This is a genomic window from Xanthobacter sp. SG618 (genome assembly GCF_012932745.1).
Classification (GTDB): Bacteria; Pseudomonadota; Alphaproteobacteria; order Rhizobiales; family Xanthobacteraceae; genus Xanthobacter; species Xanthobacter flavus.
Genome location: NZ_JABBHL010000006.1, coordinates 303,731 through 321,642, shown reverse-complemented (window position 1 = coordinate 321,642; position 17,912 = coordinate 303,731). Strand labels below are relative to the sequence as shown.

Here is a 17,912-nt window from a genome sequence, read left to right as displayed (position 1 = left end):
TCAGCCCCGCGGGCTCTGGGGACGGGGGCGGCCGGTGCCGTCCTCGGGGGCGGGGATGAATTCATTGTGGTCCATGGGGATGAGGTCGAACCGCCCCTCCCGCCATGCCGCCTTGGCCGCCTCGAGCCGATCGAGGCTCGACGACACGAAATTCCACCAGATGTAGCGCGGCCCCTCCAGCGGCTCGCCACCCACCAGCATCAGCCGCGCGGGGGTCCGTGCCCGGACGGAGGTGGCGACGCCGCGCCGGATCACCAGCATCTGGCCGGGTGGAAAGGCGGTGCCGTCCACCTCCACCTCGCCCTCCAGCGTGAACAGCGCACGGTCCTCGTGGGTGGGATCAACTGGCACATGCGCGCCCGCAGCCAGCTGGATTTCCACATAGGTCGCCGGCGAGGCGAGCGCGACGGGCGAGGTCGCCCCGAAGGCGCTGCCCAAAATCACCCGCGCCCGCACCCCGCCATCCGCCACCACCGGCAGCGCCTCGCTGTCCGCATGAAGGAAGTCCGGGTTGGTCTCCTCCAGCGCCTTCGGTAGCGCGATCCAGCTCTGGATGCCGAACAGCGGACCGCCGCGCGCCTTCACCGCAGCGTCGTGCCGCTCCGAATGGACGATACCGCGCCCGGCGGTCATCAAATTCACGGCGCCCGGCTCGATCACCCGCTCGGAGCCGAGGCTGTCGCGGTGGATCATGCTGCCTTCGAACAGATAGGTCACGGTGGCGAGGCCGATGTGCGGGTGCGGGCGCACGTCCTGCGCCTGCGCTGCCGTGAATCGCACCGGCCCCATCCGGTCAAAGAAGATGAAGGGGCCGATCATCTGGCCCTGGACGGAGGGCAGCACGCGGGCCACCTCCATGCCGCCGATGTCGTGGGCGCGGGGGACGATGACGGTCTCGACGGCTGCGCAACTCGCGGCATCGCCGGGGACGGGATCGGGGGACGGGGAGAAGCTCATGGCGGGAGCTTGCCGGCCTCCGGCGCCGCCGTCAAAGGGCGATCCGGCACCCCCGCGTCAAAGGCGCGCGAGCGGAACCGTTAACCTTTCAAGCAGCCAGCACCCGCCACGGGCGTCCCCGGCCGCCGTTTTTTACTTCCCCGCAAGGGGCCCGCCCTAGCGTCGGCTCTGCCACGGCATCCCCGCCGCGGCATCCAAGTTGCGGCCCGCCGTTGCGGCGGTCACGCGCCGCCTTTGACCGGATCTGAGCCATGAAGCTTCTGTTCTCGCGCTTCATCAAGGAAGAGGACGGCTCCACCGCCCTCGAATACGGCCTCATCGCCGCCGGCCTCTCCATCGCCATCGTCACGGTGCTGGTGCAGATCGCCTCCACCTTCGCCCGGCTTCAGGCCTCCTCGGCCGCCGCCGGGAACTGACCGCACGATGGGGATGGGTCACATCAGGATCGCCGAGCTTCTGCTGCTCGGCCTCTATCCGGCACTGTTGTGCGCGTCGATCGGCGCGGACCTCGCCCGCCGGATCATCCCCAATGCCGTGGTCGTCTGCCTGATCGTCGCCTTCGTGGCGGTCACCCAACTCATGCCGGTCCCCGATCTGCCCTTCCGTCTCGCCGCCGCCGGCGCCGTCACGGCGCTCGGCTTCTCCCTGTTCGCGGAGGACATCATCGGCGCGGGCGATGCCAAGCTGGCCGGCGCCATCGTGCTGTGGGTGGACCCGCTGCACCTGCCCCTGTTCGTGCTCGCCACCGGAACCATCGGCGCCCTGCTCGGCATCGCCGCCGCCGCGCGCCATCGCCTCGCGGGCCCGGCCGGCGCAGAACTGCCCGACCGGCACCGCACCAGCCTGCCCTATGGCGTGGCGCTGGCGGGCGCCGGCCTCCTCATCCATCCCCTGTCCAGCCTGCTGCATCCCTGACCGGCTCCGCCTTGGGCGGCGGCGCGGCGGGGTATCTTGCGGGCGATCGCGGCGCGGACCACCATGCGCCGTCTGCGCGGCGCCGGATGGCGGAACCATTGCCTGTCCCCCCGGCGCGGCGCGAGGAGTTCCGTTGATGATCGATTGCTTTGCCCCGTCGTCCGCCGTCAGCCTGCCCGTCTGGTGCGTCACGAAGGACACGTTAGCCTCAGCTCCCATTCCCGAGGCCGCGCGCCGTTTCGCCGAGGCGGCCGGCTTCTCCGGCGCTGCCGGCAAGCTGCTGCTGCTCCCGAACGCCGACGGCGGGCTGGCCGGTGCCCTGTTCGGCATCGCGCCCGCGCCCAAGGCCGATGCCTTCGCCACCGGCGCCCTGCCCGGCCTGCTCCCTGAGGGCACCTGGCGGCTGGAGGGCGAGGTGCCGAGCCCCCGCCTCGCCGCCCTCGCCTTCGCGCTGGGAACCTACCGTTTCTCGACCTACCGCAGCGCCAAGGCCCCCAAGGTGCAGCTCGTCGTGCCGGAAGGGGTGGACGCCGCCCAGCTCCGCCACACGGTGGAGGCGGTGACGCTCACGCGCGATCTCGTCAACACCCCGGCCAATGACCTCGGCCCGGCCGAGCTGGAGGATGCGGCCCGCAGCCTTGCCGCCCGCCATGGTGCGCGTTTCCGCTCCATCGTGGGTGACGCGCTGCTGGCGCAGAACTTCCCCTTGATCCATGCCGTGGGCCTTGCCGCCGCCCGCGCCCCACGCCTCATCGAGATCCGCGCCGGCGATCCCAGCCACCCGAAGGTGACGCTGGTGGGCAAGGGCGTATGCTTCGACACCGGCGGCCTCGATCTGAAGCCCTCGTCGGCCATGCTGCTGATGAAAAAGGACATGGGCGGCGCCGCCAATGCCCTGGGCCTTGCCCATATGCTGCTCTCGCGCGGCGCCAAGGTGAACCTGCGCGTGCTGATCCCGGCGGTGGAGAACTCCGTCTCCGGCGCCGCCTTCCGCCCCGGCGACGTGCTGCGCAGCCGCAAGGGCATTTCGGTGGAGATCGGCAATACCGACGCGGAAGGGCGGTTGGTGCTGGCCGATGCCCTCGCCCTCGCGGATGAGGAGGCGCCGGACATCGTGATCGATTTCGCCACCCTCACCGGCGCCGCTCGCGTCGCCCTCGGCCCGCAGCTGCCGGCCGCCTTCACCGACGACGAGGACTTCGCTGCCGACCTTTCCCGCCACGCCATGGTGGAGGCGGACCCGCTGTGGCGCCTGCCCCTGTGGGCGCCCTATGCGGGCATGCTCGATTCGAAGGTGGCGGACATCAACAACGTCTCGTCCGGCGGCTTTGCCGGCGCTATCACCGCAGCCCTGTTCCTCGCCAAGTTCGTCGAGCAGGCCCGCTCTTATCTCCACCTCGACCTGTTCGCCTGGAACCCCAGCAGCCGGCCGGGCCGGCCCGAGGGCGGCGAGGCGCAGACCATCCGCGCGCTGGACGCGCTCATCGCCGAGCGGTTCGGCTGAGGAGAGGGGCTGAGACATGGCCTTCTCCTTGCCCCCGGGCCTCGATGCCCGGCTGACCCCAGCCCGCGCCGACCTCGCCGCCACGAGCCTCAAGGGGCTGGTGGACGTGCCCCGCTTCGTGGACGGCGAGATGCGGCGCGTGGCCGTGCCCGTCGCCCCCCTGCGCCGCCGCCCTTCCAGCGACGCCCCGCTTGAAACCGAGGCACTGTTCGGCGAGCGGGTGCGCCTGTTCGAGGAAGATGCGGAAGGCTGGGCCTGGGTGCAGCTGGAGGCGGACAATTACGTGGGCTACATGCCCGCCGAGGCCCTCGCCCCGGAGGGTTCGGCGCCCGCCCACAAGGTCTCCGCGCTGCGGACCTTCCTGTTCCCCGGGCCAGACATCAAGCTGCCGCCCCGCGACGCGCTGGTGTTCGGCAGCCGCGTGGTGGTGCGCTCCATCTCGGGCGGCTTCGCCCTGACGACGGACGGCTGCCTGCCGGCCGTCCATGTGGTGCCCGCGGACGAGCGCGAGGGCGATTTCGTCGCCGTCGCCGCCCGCTTCCTCGGCGTGCCCTATCTGTGGGGCGGGCGCTCCAGCCTCGGCGTCGACTGCTCGGGACTGGTGCAGACCGCCCTCGCCGCCACCGGTGTCCGGGCGCCGCGCGACAGCGACATGCAGGAGAAGGCCATCGGCACCGCGATCCCGCTCGATGCGCCCGTCAAGCGCGGGGATCTCCTGTTCTGGCCGGGCCACGTGGGCATCGCCGAGGATGGCGAGACGCTGCTCCATGCCAACGCCTTCCACATGGCGGTAGCGCGCGAGCCGCTCGCCGGTGCGCTGGAGCGCATCAAGGCCGCGGGGCTCGACCTCAGGACAATCCGCCGGCCGGGCTGAAGGTTCCCGCGTCCGCCATCCGCGCGTCAGCTGTGGGCGATCACCCGGTCGCGGCCGGCGCGCTTCGCCTCGTAAAGCGCGGCATCGGCCGCGGCGATGAGGGCGTCCGGGCTGCCCTCCGCCGTCGGCACCACCGAGGCGACACCGAAGCTCGCCGTCACCCGACGGCGCGGCGCGGCGGGATGCTCGAGGGCGATTTCGGCGAGAAGGCGCCGCACGTCCTCCGCGAAGGCGACGCCAGCGCCAACGTCGGCGCCCGACATGAGCACCACGAATTCCTCGCCGCCATAGCGCGCCACAAGGTTGGAGGTGCCGGCCGCCGCTGCCGACAGCATCCGCGCGACCGCCCTCAGCGCCTCGTCGCCCTGGAGGTGGCCGCGTGTGTCGTTGAAGGCCTTGAAGTGGTCGACGTCCAGCATCACCAGCGTGAGCGGCACCCCCTCGCCACGCGCCCGCACCCAGTCCTGCGAGAACTGCACGTCAAAGGTCCGGCGGTTGGCGAGGCCGGTGAGCCCATCGGTCCGCGCCAGCGAGGCGAGGCGCCCGTTCATGGTCCGCAGCTCGTTGTTGCGCTGGGAGAGGCGCCGCGCCATCTCGTTGAAGGCGTTGACGAGTGGCGAGAATTCCGCGACTCCCATGTCGTTCACATGGTCCGCCTCGCCACGCCCCACCGCCGCCACCGCCCGTGTGAGGCGGGCGATGGGCGCGATCACGATCCGCTCCTCGGCAACCCAGGCGAGCAGCAGGAAGCAGGCCAGCGCGATGAAATAGGCCAGCGCCGTCGAGCGCACCTTGCTGTCGATGGGGCCGACCGCCTTGGCGGTCTCGATGCCCACGGCGATGCTAATGGGCAGGTGGCCGAAGCCCTCGAACGCGAAGATGCGCTCCTTGCCGTCATAGCCCGGCACGCGGACGATGCCGGACTCTTCCGCCGCCACCGCGCGTGTGAGCGGGTGATCGGGAAACCTGTGCTCCACGATCTCCGGCATCGTGGGATAGCGCACCAGCACCGTGCCGTTGTCGCCGATGAGATCCACCACCACACCGAGTTCCACGGCGGTGCCGGCCGCGATGCGCGACAGCCATTGCAGATCCACCACCACGCCGGCCACGGCGAGTAGCGCGCGTCCGGGGCCGTGTTCCGCCCGCAGCAGGAACACCGAGTTACGCCCGCTGACCCGCGAGACGAACATCTCGGTCATCACCACACCATCGGTCGCGGCGGCATCGCGGAAATAATCCCGCTCGGAAATGTTCACGCCGAGCGCGAGGGGCGCGTGGGCACATCGGACCAGTCCCGCCGCATCCGCAATGAAGGCGCCCTGGATGCCGGCCACCTCATCGGCGAGCCGGGACAACTGACGATTACAGGCAGCGGGATCCTCCAGCAGGCGGTCCGCCATGCGGGAGAGCACGTCGAGCGCGGTCAATGACCGCGAGATGCCTTCCATCTGGGCGAGCTTGGCGCTGCGGGCGAAGTTGCGCACATCCTCTTCGAGGGCGGAGACCTGCTCCTGCCGCTCGGCCACGAGCGCAAGCATCCGTTCCACCGACAGGGGCACGGCCACGAGGCAGACCAGGAACAGGACGCGCAGGCGCAGGCTCGAACGCCGCCCGGGCGCGGCCGCGCCGTCTCCCCCGTTACGCTCGACCATCCCGGCCAGCCCCCCCTGCCGCTCGTGAGCTTCAGCCGAGCCGCATCCTCCTTCTACCTGCTTCTTGATTGGAAAGGGAGATCGGTTCATGTCCTCGTCGGCGGGCGCAGAGCCCGGGCAAAGGCGGGAGCAGCAGCATGAACGACGGCGGAATGGCGCCCGGAAGTGCGGCACAGCTGGCGGCTGTGCGGCACGACATCGCCGAAAGCTGCGCGGAATCCGGCCGTTCGACCGATGAGGTGACGCTGGTCGCCGTTTCCAAGACTTTCCCGGCCGAGGACATCCTTCCCGTGCTCCAGGCCGGCCAGAGGGTGTTCGGCGAGAACCGGGTGCAGGAGGCACGCGACAAATGGCCCAGCCTCAGGGAGCGCTACCCCGATGCGGAGCTTCACCTGATCGGCCCGCTCCAGTCCAACAAGGCGCGGGAGGCGGTGGCCCTGTTCGACGTGATCCACACGGTCGACCGGCCGAAGATCGCCGCCGCCTTGGCCGAGGAGATGGCCCGCCAGGAGCGCCGGCCGCGGCTCTTCGTGCAGATCAACACCGGCGCCGAACCGCAGAAGGCGGGCGTGCTGCCCGAGGAGGCCGACGCCTTCATCGCCCAGTGCCGGGATATCCACAGGCTGGAGATCGCCGGCCTCATGTGCATTCCACCGGCCGAGGACGTGCCCGATCCGCACTTCGCCTTGCTCGCTGAAATCGCCGCCCGCAATGGCCTTTCGGGCCTTTCCATGGGCATGAGCGCCGACTTTTCCGCCGCCATCCGCCAGGGCGCCACCCACGTGCGCATCGGCAGCGCCATCTTCGGCCACCGCCCGAGCCCGAAGGAGGCTTGAAGTCCCCCGCATTCGCCGCTATAGAGCCCTCCTCCTCGCGAGATGCTCCCATCGTCTAGCGGTCTAGGACGTCGCCCTCTCACGGCGAAAACAGGGGTTCGAGTCCCCTTGGGAGCGCCATTTTTCCCATATTTCAATGACTTACCCACGGTGATACACACTCGAGGGTAAGTTTATGGGAAGATCCCGCGGCTTGCCTGATTGCAGCCCACTCGCCACGGCGCTTTCCGGTATCGGAGGGTCGTCCCACCCTCGTTGATCAACGCGGCCGGCAAGCGGAAGAGTTTCATTTCCCCGCCGACCAGACCGCTCCGCCAACTGAAGCTCTGAACCGAAGCCTGCGGAAACCGCCAACCATGCGGCGCCTTGCTGGGCGCGACCTCCCCCGCGCCAAAGCTCGGAGGTGAGACATCGACCGCACCGCGCGGGTGATCTCGACCGACTTCAGCCGAGCGCGCATCATGGTGGTTCCGACCAACGAGGAAATCGTCGTCGCACGGGCCGCCAGACGAGGGTCGGCTACCCCGAAGCGGCGGCGGAGCGAGGGAGGGGGACACATGAGGAAGGCGATCAGACCGGAGGAAGCGGCGGACATCGTGCCGGACGGTGCCGTTGTGCTCATCGGCGGCTTCATGGGCGTGGGGACGCCCGAGCGCATGATCGACGCGCTGGTGGCGCGCGGGGTGAAGAACCTCACCGTGGTGGCGAACGATGCCGCCATGCCGGGCAAGGGGATCGGCAAGCTGGTGAGCGCCGGCGCCGTTTCCCGGGCGATCATGTCGCACATCGGCCTCAACCCCGAAATCCAGCAGAAGATGATCGCGGGCGAGATCGAGGTGGAACTGGTGCCGCAGGGCACGCTGGTGGAGCGCATCCGCGCCGCCGGCGTGGGGCTCGGCGCCGTCGTCACCGCCACCGGCATCGGCACGCCCGTGGAAGAGGGCAAGCAGGTGATCGAGATCGACGGCAAGCGCTATCTGGTGGAAAAGCCCATCCATGGCGACTACGCGCTGATCGCCGCGCAGCAGGCGGACTATGCCGGCAACCTGCTCTATTCGCTGACCGCCCACAACTTCAACCCGATCATGGCGCTGGCCGGCCGCACCGTCATCGTGGAGCCGGAGATGATCGTCCCCATCGGCGTGATCCCGCCCGATGCGGTGAAAACGCCGGGCGTGCTCGTCGACCACATGCTCGCGAGGGCAGCGTGATGGATGCCAAGGTGATGGACCGCCCCCGCGCTGGCATGAGCGCCAAGGAAATCATCGCCCGCCGGGTGGCGCAGGAGATCAAGCCCGGCATGCTGGTCAATCTCGGCATCGGCCTGCCCAGCATGGTGGCCAATTACATTCCCCATGACTACGGCGTCTACTTCCAGGCGGAGAATGGGGTGATCGGCCTCGGCGCCCGCCCGCCGGAAGGCATGGAGGACCCGCACCTCACGGACGCCGGCGGCGGCTTCGTCACCGCGGTGCCGGGCGCGGCCTCCATCGACAGCGCCATGAGCTTCGGCATCATCCGCGGCGGCCATCTCGACATGACCGTGCTCGGCGGCCTGCAGGTGGACGAGCGGGGCTATCTCGCCAACTGGATGGTGCCGGGCAAGATGGTTCCCGGCATGGGCGGCGCCATGGACCTCGTCGCGGGCGCCAAGCGCGTCGTAGTGGCCATGGTCCACTCCGCCAAGGGCGAGGCCAAGATCGTGCCCGAATGCACCCTGCCCCTCACCGCCATGCGTCGCGTCAGCCTCATCGTCACCGAACTCGCAGTGATCGAGCCGACGCGCGAGGGCCTGTTGCTGCGCGAGCGCGGCCCCGATGTGCGCGTCGAGGACATCCTTGTCCAGACGTCGGCGCGCCTCATCATCGAGGATGAGGTGCCCGAGATGCGGATCGGCTGATTACCCTTGCGTGGGGGCGGCGCTATTGCGCCGCTTCCGTCAGGGTGCCGAGCGGATCGGTGAGCACATCCATGGTCGCCGGGGGCAGGCCAAGCACGTCGTGGAAGCGCTGGAGCATGGCGAGGGTGCGCGGCTCCATGTCGGACAGCGCGCCGGGGACGAACTGCACCACCTCGGCCGCCCGGCGCCGCTCCTCCGGCGTGCGCAGGAGAAGCGGCAGGGTCTCGATGGCCGCGGGACCGGCATATTCCACGATCAGGCTCTGCTCATGGATGATCTGGGCGCGCTGGTCCGTCTTCAGCGAGCGGAAGGGCTCGTCCTTGGTGAGCACCCGGGCGGACCGCTCCAGCCGGTCGCGCCGCACCGTGCCACGCGCGTCGGCCAGGAGGATCAGCATGCGGATCACCGCCTCCACGAACCCACCCGACGAGAGGTGCAGCAGCGCCGACCGCACTTCCGGAAGGCCGATCAGCTCTTCCCTGGACTTGTGCGTCCGCTCGAAATTGAAGTTGCGGCCGAACCAGCGCATCTGCGGCGTGGCGTAGATGCTGAAGAACAGCGTCTCGTACCAGGCGTCGCGCACGTCGCGGATGATGTCGAAGCTCTGCTCGATGGCATCGGCGACGAGCCTCTCGGCCAGAACGAACGGATTGTCCTCAGCGACCGGCTGGCGGCTCTGCGCGGTCGTCTGGGCCGCGCCCGGCAGCGCGGCGAGGAAGGGGTTGCGCGAGGACATGAGCCCCCGCTGCAGCCGGAGCGGATGAAGCTGCCGCCCCAGTTCCGCGCTCGCCTTGGTCACGCAGGCCTGCACCCACGGCCGCACGCAGATGTCGTAGAGCTCGCCCTGCAGTTCGGACAGGCGCTCCACCGCGCCGAAGGGCACCTCGTCCTGCCGGCCGTCGCCGTAGCCGGGCAGGTCGGAAAGGCGGCGCTCCGAGAAGGAGACGGTGAAGTGCTTGTCGGCGCCGTCCTGGATCTCGTCCTCGATGATCATCTCATAGAGGCCGGGCGCCAGAGCCTCGATGGTCTTCAGGGTCGAGGCCACCTCCTGGTGCTCGCGCCGGGCGATGGAGGAGGACACGAAGATGCCGAGATGGCCGATGGAATCGTGGACCATGTAGACGATGCGCTGGCCGCGGATCTTGATCTCGGTCTCGTCGGCGTAGGCGTCCATGATCCAGTTCACGGCCTGCTTGACCGGCGTGATGTTGTCGCCGTGGCTGGCGAACACGATGATGGGCGAGCGGATCTGCTTGACGTCCAGAACGCGACCGTGCTCAAGGCGCGCCTCGTTGCGCGCAAGCTTGTTGCCGACGAACAGCTCGCGCACGATCCAGACGATCTCCGGCTCATTGAGCAGGAAGAAGCCACTCCACCACTTCTCGAACTCCAGGAACCGGCCGCGCTCGGTGTCCACCTTCTCGAACACGTCGTAATATTTGCGGAACCACGTGCGCCCCGGATTCAGCATTTCGAAGTTCAGCACCAGCCAGGCGCCGTCGAAGACGCCGTCGCCATAGTCGGACCAGAACATGGGCTGGACCTGCCCGCCGAGGAGGCCGGCATTGTAGCGCATGGGATTGGAGCCCACGTCGCCGGACCAGGTCTCCACCGGCGCGCCGTTGAGCACCAGCGGTCCGGTGAGGTCGGGATTGGAGGCACCGAGCACCAGCGTGGCCCAGCCGCCCTGGCAATTGCCGATGACCACCGGCTTGGGCGCGTCCGGGTGCTGTTCCTGCACATAGCGGACGAACGAGGCCTCCGCGCGGGCGACATCGGCGAGCGTCTGTCGCGGCTCGGGATTGCGCCAGAAGGCGGTGAAGTAGACGGGATGCCCCGCCTTCAGCGCCACGCCCACCTGGCTGTCAGCCTTGAATCCGCCAATGCCGGCGCCGTGGCCGGCACGCGGATCGATGATGACGTAGGGCCGCTTCCAGTCGAGCACCTCAATGCCCTCGGGCGGGGTGATCTTCAGCAGCATGTAGTTGCAAGGGCGCGGCAGCTGACGCCCGTCCACAGCGATCTCATAGTCGTAGATCAGCACCGGCGGGCAGCCGGCGGCCTCGTGGGCGAAGAAGGTGTCGCCGCGCTCGCGCAGGCAATCCGCCATCAGGACGGCGCGCTGGGTGCGGTCGGTGGCGTAGTCCCGGAATTCGCCGAGCAAGGACAGGGGCGAGGCGCGCGGCTTGGTCACCTCGGCCACAAGGCCGGTCAAGGCATTGAATGTGGCGCGCAGGCGTTCGCCATGGGTGGCCGAGATGTTGTTGAAATGCCGTCCGGCCGCCTTCGACGTCAGCTCACCCACCGTCGACCATTCCGAGAGCTGGGCGGTAAGAGCAAGGGCCCGCTGGCGGGCCGTCCATGCGTTGCCGTCGGTTACAGCCGCGAAGAACGGATTGCGATCGCCCGTCTTGCTGTCCGCAGTATTCACCGCACTCTCCCGTCACTCGGCAGTCTATGCCGGTCGCGTCGCGCGCACGGAGAAATAAAGACTGCAGCCATCTCCTTAGCGGAACAATGCTGCAATCCGGTGTCTGCTGTAGATCAAAACAGTTGAGCCGGCTTAGCCGGAGGACGGCATCCTTGATTGAACATGGCTCAAGCTTTATCCCGCGCAGACCGTCCGCGTAGACAGAAAATCTTTCAGGATACGCCCCTGCATCGCGAATCTCGCGGGTGCCGCGCCGGTCCGCTTCAGCCGGTGCGTTGCTGCTGCGCAGCGTCGCTGCCCACCACATCCCGCGATGGCGTCTCTTTTTCGGCAAAGGAACAGCGGTCGATCCATTGGTGGATCGCCGCCAGTGCCTCCGGCTCGTCGAGGAACGGCGTGTGGCCTCGATCCGGCACGTCCGCATAGATCATGTCCGGGCGCCGGGCCGCCATCGCCGCCGCGGCGCCGGCACTCAGCACGTCGGAATTGGCGCCGCGGATCAGGGCCAGCGGCACGCCGGCGCAGGCGTCGAACAGGGGCCAGGCGTCCGTCGCCGGTGCCGCCAGGGCCTTCTGGAACGACAGGCGCAGATCGGGATCGTAGGGCAGGCCCACCCCGCTCGGCGTCTGCACAAAGCGGCGGATGGCCTCCTCCTCCCACCGCAGTTCCGGCACATGGTGGAAGCCGGGATTGGCCTGCGGCATGCGGTCGGCGATCTCCTCCAGCGTGGTCACGGCGGGCTCGACGCCGATATAGGCGCCGATACGCTCGAGGCCCGCGCGCTCCATCACCGGCCCGACATCGTTGAGGCACACCCCGGCGACGCGCGCCGGCGCCTTCATGGCCATCAGCATGGCGAGGATTCCGCCCCGCGACGAGCCGATGATGGCAACGCGCGGGATACCGAGATGATCCAGCAAAGCGAGCGCGTCGTCGCTTTCCTGGAGCGCCGTGTAAGTATCGGCCCCGGTCCACTGGGAGTCGCCGCGCCCCCGGCTGTCGAGCCGGATCAGCCGCACGTCATGGAGATGCCGGCCGAGATAGTCGAAATCGCGCCCGTTGCGGGTGAAGCCGGCCAGCGCCAGCAGCGGCCGCCCGGTGCCGATGTCGGAAAAAGCGAGGCTCGCGCCGTCCTGCGCGTGAAAGGTATCTCTTTTCATGGCATCCCGCGTGATCGCACCATTCTAGCATCGTGCGGGCGGCTGCGGTCCACCTTGATCCATCGCGGGGTGCCCGCTTCTATCTCAGGATCTTGCGGATTTCCCCCTGCACCCGCACGAGCGCGGGAAGATAGCGCGCCGCCAGGGTTTCGGCGTCTCCGGCGAGGGCGGGCAGGCCGAGGTTGAGCGCCGCCACGGCGACGCCTCGCGCATTGAGAAGGGGCACCGCGATGGAGCAGAGGCCGAGTTCCACCTCCTGGTCGATCACCGCATATCCCCGCTCCCGCGCGCCCTTCACTTGCACCATCACCGCCTCGGGATCGGTCAGCGTCAGCGGCGTGCGGGCCGCGAGCGGACGAAGGCGCAGGAGACGCATGGCTTCCGCTTCCGGCAAGGCGGCGAGCAGCACGCGCCCCATGGACGTGCAATAGGCCGGCAGTCGCGAGCCGGGCATGAGGGCGATGGACATCAGCTTGCGCTGCGCCGCGCGCGCCACATAGACGATCTCGTCCACATCGAGGATGGAGACGGAGGAGCTCTCCCCCAGTTCCTCCGACAGCCGGTCGAGCCAGGGCTGCACCATCTGCGGCAGCGGCATGGCCGCGAGGCACGCCGTGCCGAGCCGGAGCACGCGGGGCGTGAGCGTGAAGAACTTCCCGTCATAATCCGCATAGCCGAGATGGGCGAGCGTGAGCAGGCAGCGCCGGGCGGTCGCCCGGTCGAGCCCGCTCGCGACGGACACCTCGGCGATGGACTGGCGTGGCCGCTCGGCGGTGAAGGTCTCTATCACCGAGAGCCCCTTGGCGAGCCCGCCCATGGTGTCGCGCTGGGAAATGCCGGTCACGGCCCACCCTTCTATTTGTGCGATATGTCAACAAATATCCTATATCGCACAAATTGGATTGAAGTCGAGAGGGCCGTTTTTTATTCGTCGGATATGGAAAGGGGCGCCGCCCCAGGCGCAACAGGGACCAGAATGGACAAGACGATCGCCACACCCGCGGAGGCGGTGGCCGACATCGGCGACAACGCCACGGTGATGATCGGAGGCTTCGGCGGCTCCGGCGCGCCCATCGAGCTGATCCACGCCCTCATCGGCCGCTTCGTGAAGACCGGTTCGCCGCGCAACATCACGGTGGTCAACAACAATGCCGGCAACGGCCATGTCGGCCTCGCCGCCATGATCGAGGTGGGGATGGTGGGCAAGCTCATCTGCTCCTTCCCCCGCTCGGCGGATCCGCGTGTGTTCACGCAGAAGTATCTCGCCGGGGAGATCGCGCTGGAGCTGGTGCCGCAGGGCACGCTGGCCGAGCGCATCCGCGCGGGCGGCGCCGGCATCCCGGCCTTCTACACGCCCACCTCCTACGGCACCGAGCTCGCCAACGGAAAGCCCACCGCCGAGTTCGACGGCCGGCCCTATGTGCAGGAGCGCTGGCTGAAGGCCGATTTCGCGCTGGTGAAGGCGCATCTCGGCGACCGCCTCGGCAACCTCACCTACAACAAGGCGGCCCGCAACTTCGGTCCGCTGATGTGCACGGCGGCCCGGCACGCCATCGTGCAGGTGTCGAAGGTGGTGCCGCCCGGTACCATCGATCCCGAGCATGTCGTCACCCCCGGCATCTTCGTCTCGCGCGTGGTGGAATTGCCCAACCCCGCCCAGGAAGAGCTGCTGAACCGCGCCGGAGCAACCTATCCATGACCGCCAGCGACGATACCAAGCTCTCCAACGCCCAGATCGCCTGGCGCGCGGCGCAGGACATCGCCGACGGCGCCTATGTGAACCTCGGCATCGGCTTTCCCGAGATGGTCGCGCGCTATCAGCCGGCCGGCCGCGAGGTGATCTACCACACCGAGAACGGCATCCTCGATTTCGGCCAGGAGCCCCCGGCCGGCGAAGAGGACTGGGACCTCATCAATGCCGGCAAGAAGGCGGTGACGCTGAAGCCCGGCTCGGCCTTCTTCCACCATGCGGACAGCTTCGCCATGGTGCGCGGCGGGCATCTCGACGTCGCCATCCTCGGCGCCTACCAGGTGGCGCAGAACGGCGACCTCGCCAACTGGAGCGTCGGTGCAAAGGGCGTTCCGGCGGTGGGCGGGGCGATGGACCTCGTGCATGGTGCCAAGCGCGTCGCGGTCATCACCGAGCACGTCACCAAGTCCGGCGAGCCGAAGCTGCTGGACCGCTGCACCCTGCCCCTCACCGGCGTCGGCTGCGTCACGCGGGTCTATACCAGCCTCGCCGTGGTGGACATCGAGGGCGGCCGCTTCTTGCTGCGCGAGAAGCTGCCCACCATCACGCTCGAAAAGCTCCAGTCCCTCACCGGGGCCGAACTGGTCATCGCCGGCCCCGTGGCCGACCTCATCGTTCCTGAGCTCTAGGAGTCCGCAATGAAGGACGTCTTCATCTGCGACTATGTCCGCACGCCCATCGGCCGCTTCGGCGGCGCGCTCGCCTCGGTGCGGGCAGATGATCTCGGTGCCGTGCCCCTGAAGGCGCTCATGGCGCGCAATCCCGGCGTGGATTTCGGCGCCGTGGACGATGTGATCTTCGGCTGCGCCAACCAGGCGGGCGAGGACAATCGCAACGTCGCGCGCATGTCGCTGCTGCTCGCCGGCCTGCCCGTCGGCGTGCCCGGCACCACCATCAACCGCCTGTGCGGCTCGGGCATGGATGCGATCATCGCCGCCGCCCGCGCCATCAAGGCGGGCGAGGCCTCCCTGATGATCGCCGGCGGCGTGGAATCCATGTCCCGCGCCCCGTTCGTGATGCCCAAGGCGGACACCGCCTTCTCGCGCCATGCCGAGATCCACGACACCACCATCGGCTGGCGCTTCGTGAACCCGCTGATGAAGGCGCAGTACGGCGTGGATTCCATGCCGGAGACGGGCGAGAACGTCGCCGAGGAATTCGCCATCAACCGCGCCGACCAGGACGCCTTTGCCCTGCGCTCGCAGGCCAAGGCCGCCGCCGCGCAGGCGAACGGCCGACTGGCGCGGGAGATCGTTCCCGTGGCCATCCCCCAGCGCAAGGGCGACCCCGTCCTCGTGGAGCGCGACGAGCATCCGCGTGCGACCACCATCGAGGCGCTGGCCAAGCTGCCGACCCCGTTCCGCAAGGGCGGCTCGGTGACGGCCGGCAACGCCTCGGGCGTCAATGACGGCGCCGCGGCGCTGATCCTCGCGGACGCGGAAACTGCGGCGAAGTACGGCCTCACCCCCATCGCCCGCGTGCTCGGCGGGGCGGCGGCCGGCGTGCCGCCGCGCATCATGGGCATCGGCCCGGCGCCGGCCTCCAAGAAGCTGATGGCGCGCCTCGGCCTCACCCCGGCCGATTTCGACGTGATCGAGCTGAACGAGGCCTTCGCCTCCCAGGGCCTCGCCACCCTGCGCGACCTCGGCATCGCGGATGACGATGCGCGGGTGAACCCCAATGGCGGCGCCATCGCGCTCGGCCATCCGCTCGGCATGTCCGGCGCGCGCATCACCGGCACGGCGGCCATCGAACTCTCGCTGACCGGCGGCAGGCGCTCGCTGAGCACCATGTGCATCGGCGTCGGCCAGGGCATTGCGGTGGCGCTGGAGCGGGTGTGATCGCCCCTTCTGGCAGGTAACAAAAAAGCAGCGGCGAGGGGCAATGCCTCTCGCCGCGGCCGTTTCAGGAGCAGGTCAGGAACAGGTCAGGAACAGGTCAGCGCAGCCGCTCGGTCCAGGCGGCAAGCGCGGTGAGCAACTGGCGGATGAAGTCCGCCGTCGCCTCGTCCGTCAGGGCGCCCGAGGCGTCGAACTTGGTCTGGGCGGCGCCGATCATCACTTCCGGCTTGTTCAGCGGGAAAGCGTTCAGGAACACCAGCATCTGCCGCAGCTGATACTGCGCCCGCGCGGTGCCCAGCACGCCCATGCTGGCGCCCATGATGGCCACCGGCTTGTTGTCGAACGGCTGGCTCGGCGGGCGGGACGCCCAGTCGATGGCGTTCTTCAGCACACCGGGAATGGAGTAATTGTACTCCGGCGTCACGAACAGGATGGCGTCCGCCGCCGTCAGCTGGGCGCGGAAGCGCTCCACCTCCGGCGGATAGCCGGCAAGGCGCACGTCGTCATTGTAGTGAGGCAGATCACCGATCTCGGCCGCCTCGATGGTCATGCCCTCGGGGGCGAGGTCCATGGCGGCCTTCAGCGCCATGGTGTTGTACGAGCCCTTGCGCAGGCTGCCGGAAATTCCCACCACCCGGATCGGGCGGGCATCGCTTGCCATAAGTCGTCTCCTTGAAATGAGCTTGGGCATTCACCCCTGCGGGCGTCAGCCCTGGCGACGCAGGAAGCCGGTGATGGTCACACGCTCCCAGATGTCCGCCTTCTTGAAGGGATCGGCCGCGTTGAAGGCCTCGACCGCCGCGCGGTTCGGCGCCTCGATGAGAAAGAGGCTGCCGATCATCGTGGTTCCATCATCAGCCACAAGCGGGCCGGACATGACGATCTCCACCCCGAAGGCGGAGGTGTCGGACAGAAAGGCCTTGTGCGCCTCATAGTGGGCGAGGCGGGTGTCAAGCGCGCCTTGGCGATCAACGCCGTGGATGGCGAACAGCATGGGATGGGCTCCTTCGCGATCGGGGCGGCACGCGGCCTGTGCCGGTGTCGCCCCGCCTGGTTGTCATGGGCCGTGTTTGCGAAAGGTCTTCAGTTCGTCTTGGTCGGGGTCTTGGTGGCCATGGCGGCGGCATCCGCCCAGCTCGGGCAGGTACGGGCTTCCAGCGGCACGTCGTAGGGCTGGTAGTTGGAGGCGTTGACCACGGTCGGCTTCAGCACGACCTCGCTCACGATGGCCTCGTTGCGCAGGGAGCGGATGGCCACCATGGTGCCGATGCAGCCCTGGACGAAGCCGTTATAGTCGCCCGACGCAAGCAGCTTGCCGGCCTTGATGGCGTCGATCGCCTCCTTGGTGCCATTGATGCCGATGACCTTGGCCTCGCGGTTGGCGCCGTCCAGCGCCTCGATGGCGCCGATGGCCATGGCATCGTTGGCGGCGAGCACGCCGTCGATCTGCGGATGGGACTGCATCAGGTTTTCCATCACCTGCAGGCCCTGCAGGCGCTGGTAGTTGGCGGGCTGGCTGGCGAGCAGCTTCACGTCCTTGTTTTCCTTGATGGCATCCGTGAAGCCGCGCACCCGGTCGATATTGGTGAGCGAGCCCTTCACGCCCTCCAGGATCACCACATTGCCCTTGCCGCCCATTTCCTTGAGCAGGTAGCGGCCGGTCTCGAGGCCGAGGCTGTAGTCGTCGGCGCCGACGAAGGCGAGGAACTTGCCGCCCGCCGAGCGGTCGGTGACGTTCACCACCGGGATCTTGGCGTCGTTGATCTGCTCCACGCCCGGCACCATGGCCTTGTAGTCCACCGGCACGAAGACGATCGCGCTCGGCTTCTTCACGATCACGTCCTCGATCTGGCTGAGCTGCTCGGGGATCGAGTCCGGCTTGGTGGGAATGTAGTGCACCACCTTGGCGCCCATGGACTTCGCCGCAGCCTCGGCGCCCACGCGCACGGTCTGGAAATAGGGGTTGGTCTGGTTCTTGGTGAAGACGGCGATGGTCTCGTCCGCGGCCAGCGCGCCGGTGGACAGGAGCGCCACCGGCAGCGCCGCGGCGATGAGCTTGAGGTTGGACTTCAACGTCTTCATGGGGTCT

Annotated in this window: 18 protein-coding genes and 1 tRNA gene; 11 read left to right on the top strand and 8 right to left on the bottom strand. The window is 68.6% G+C overall.

From position 1 onward, the window contains the following. Positions 1-957, bottom strand: coding sequence for a pirin family protein (locus FHT36_RS17810; protein ID WP_169123815.1), 957 nt, complete (start codon positions 955-957; stop codon positions 1-3). A 251-nt stretch (positions 958-1,208) separates the two neighbouring features. Here FHT36_RS17810 and FHT36_RS17805 point away from each other — a divergent pair, with 251 nt between their 5' ends. The 4 genes from FHT36_RS17805 (at position 1,209) to FHT36_RS17790 (ending at position 4,250) form a co-directional block, all read left to right on the top strand. Next, positions 1,209-1,373, top strand: coding sequence for a Flp family type IVb pilin (locus FHT36_RS17805; RefSeq protein WP_081762738.1), 165 nt, complete (start codon positions 1,209-1,211; stop codon positions 1,371-1,373). Between the two features lie 13 nt (positions 1,374-1,386). Beyond that, positions 1,387-1,872: a prepilin peptidase gene (locus tag FHT36_RS17800; RefSeq protein ID WP_169123814.1), complete on the top strand. Its 486-nt coding sequence runs from the start codon at positions 1,387-1,389 to the stop codon at positions 1,870-1,872. A gap of 136 nt (positions 1,873-2,008) precedes the next feature. Further along, positions 2,009-3,376: a M17 family metallopeptidase gene (locus FHT36_RS17795; RefSeq protein ID WP_169123813.1), complete on the top strand. Its 1,368-nt coding sequence runs from the start codon at positions 2,009-2,011 to the stop codon at positions 3,374-3,376. Positions 3,377-3,392: 16 nt separating this feature from the next. Next, positions 3,393-4,250 carry a C40 family peptidase gene (locus FHT36_RS17790; protein ID WP_169123812.1) on the top strand — a complete coding sequence of 286 codons (858 nt, stop codon included), beginning with the start codon at positions 3,393-3,395 and terminating at the stop codon, positions 4,248-4,250. 26 nt (positions 4,251-4,276) lie between these two features. Here FHT36_RS17790 and FHT36_RS17785 read toward each other — a convergent pair whose 3' ends face one another. Further along, positions 4,277-5,905 (bottom strand): diguanylate cyclase, encoded by a 1,629-nt coding sequence (locus tag FHT36_RS17785; RefSeq protein WP_169123811.1) that lies wholly within the window; start codon positions 5,903-5,905, stop codon positions 4,277-4,279. Between the two features lie 137 nt (positions 5,906-6,042). Between FHT36_RS17785 and FHT36_RS17780 the strand changes: the two genes are divergently transcribed. From FHT36_RS17780 to FHT36_RS17765, 4 genes are all read left to right on the top strand, one after another. Beyond that, the gene (locus tag FHT36_RS17780; RefSeq protein WP_169123810.1) at positions 6,043-6,741 is read left to right on the top strand and encodes a YggS family pyridoxal phosphate-dependent enzyme; all 699 of its coding nucleotides are present in this window, start codon (positions 6,043-6,045) and stop codon (positions 6,739-6,741) included. 44 nt (positions 6,742-6,785) lie between these two features. Further along, a tRNA-Glu gene (locus tag FHT36_RS17775) sits at positions 6,786-6,861 on the top strand. 437 nt (positions 6,862-7,298) lie between these two features. Beyond that, positions 7,299-7,952, top strand: coding sequence for a CoA transferase subunit A (locus FHT36_RS17770; RefSeq protein WP_169123809.1), 654 nt, complete (start codon positions 7,299-7,301; stop codon positions 7,950-7,952). A gap of 35 nt (positions 7,953-7,987) precedes the next feature. Next, a complete protein-coding gene (locus tag FHT36_RS17765) occupies positions 7,988-8,641 on the top strand; it encodes a 3-oxoacid CoA-transferase subunit B (protein WP_169123880.1) in 654 nt (217 codons plus the stop codon). A 22-nt stretch (positions 8,642-8,663) separates the two neighbouring features. Here the strand turns inward: FHT36_RS17765 and FHT36_RS17760 are convergent, their stop codons facing one another. From FHT36_RS17760 to FHT36_RS17750, 3 genes are all read right to left on the bottom strand, one after another. Next, positions 8,664-11,072, bottom strand: coding sequence for a DUF3141 domain-containing protein (locus FHT36_RS17760; RefSeq protein ID WP_169123808.1), 2,409 nt, complete (start codon positions 11,070-11,072; stop codon positions 8,664-8,666). Between the two features lie 263 nt (positions 11,073-11,335). Further along, positions 11,336-12,232 (bottom strand): alpha/beta fold hydrolase, encoded by an 897-nt coding sequence (locus tag FHT36_RS17755; protein WP_169123807.1) that lies wholly within the window; start codon positions 12,230-12,232, stop codon positions 11,336-11,338. A gap of 79 nt (positions 12,233-12,311) precedes the next feature. Further along, positions 12,312-13,049: an IclR family transcriptional regulator C-terminal domain-containing protein gene (locus FHT36_RS17750; protein ID WP_169123879.1), complete on the bottom strand. Its 738-nt coding sequence runs from the start codon at positions 13,047-13,049 to the stop codon at positions 12,312-12,314. A 159-nt stretch (positions 13,050-13,208) separates the two neighbouring features. Between FHT36_RS17750 and FHT36_RS17745 the strand changes: the two genes are divergently transcribed. From FHT36_RS17745 to pcaF, 3 genes are read left to right on the top strand one after another with little or no spacing between them, the layout of a single operon-like run. After that, positions 13,209-13,931 (top strand): 3-oxoacid CoA-transferase subunit A, encoded by a 723-nt coding sequence (locus FHT36_RS17745; RefSeq protein ID WP_169123806.1) that lies wholly within the window; start codon positions 13,209-13,211, stop codon positions 13,929-13,931. Further along, positions 13,928-14,611 (top strand): 3-oxoacid CoA-transferase subunit B, encoded by a 684-nt coding sequence (locus FHT36_RS17740; protein WP_169123805.1) that lies wholly within the window; start codon positions 13,928-13,930, stop codon positions 14,609-14,611. The genes FHT36_RS17745 and FHT36_RS17740 overlap by 4 nt, the downstream gene beginning before the upstream one ends. A gap of 9 nt (positions 14,612-14,620) precedes the next feature. Beyond that, positions 14,621-15,823 carry a 3-oxoadipyl-CoA thiolase gene (gene pcaF, locus FHT36_RS17735; RefSeq protein WP_169123804.1) on the top strand — a complete coding sequence of 401 codons (1,203 nt, stop codon included), beginning with the start codon at positions 14,621-14,623 and terminating at the stop codon, positions 15,821-15,823. A gap of 97 nt (positions 15,824-15,920) precedes the next feature. On the opposite strand, the gene FHT36_RS17730 is transcribed toward pcaF, so the two are convergent. From FHT36_RS17730 to FHT36_RS17720, 3 genes are all read right to left on the bottom strand, one after another. Continuing rightward, positions 15,921-16,484, bottom strand: coding sequence for an NADPH-dependent FMN reductase (locus FHT36_RS17730; protein WP_169123803.1), 564 nt, complete (start codon positions 16,482-16,484; stop codon positions 15,921-15,923). Between the two features lie 45 nt (positions 16,485-16,529). Beyond that, a complete protein-coding gene (locus tag FHT36_RS17725) occupies positions 16,530-16,817 on the bottom strand; it encodes a YciI family protein (RefSeq protein WP_169123802.1) in 288 nt (95 codons plus the stop codon). 89 nt (positions 16,818-16,906) lie between these two features. After that, the gene (locus FHT36_RS17720; RefSeq protein ID WP_169123801.1) at positions 16,907-17,905 is read right to left on the bottom strand and encodes a sugar ABC transporter substrate-binding protein; all 999 of its coding nucleotides are present in this window, start codon (positions 17,903-17,905) and stop codon (positions 16,907-16,909) included. Positions 17,906-17,912: the final 7 nt, after the last annotated feature.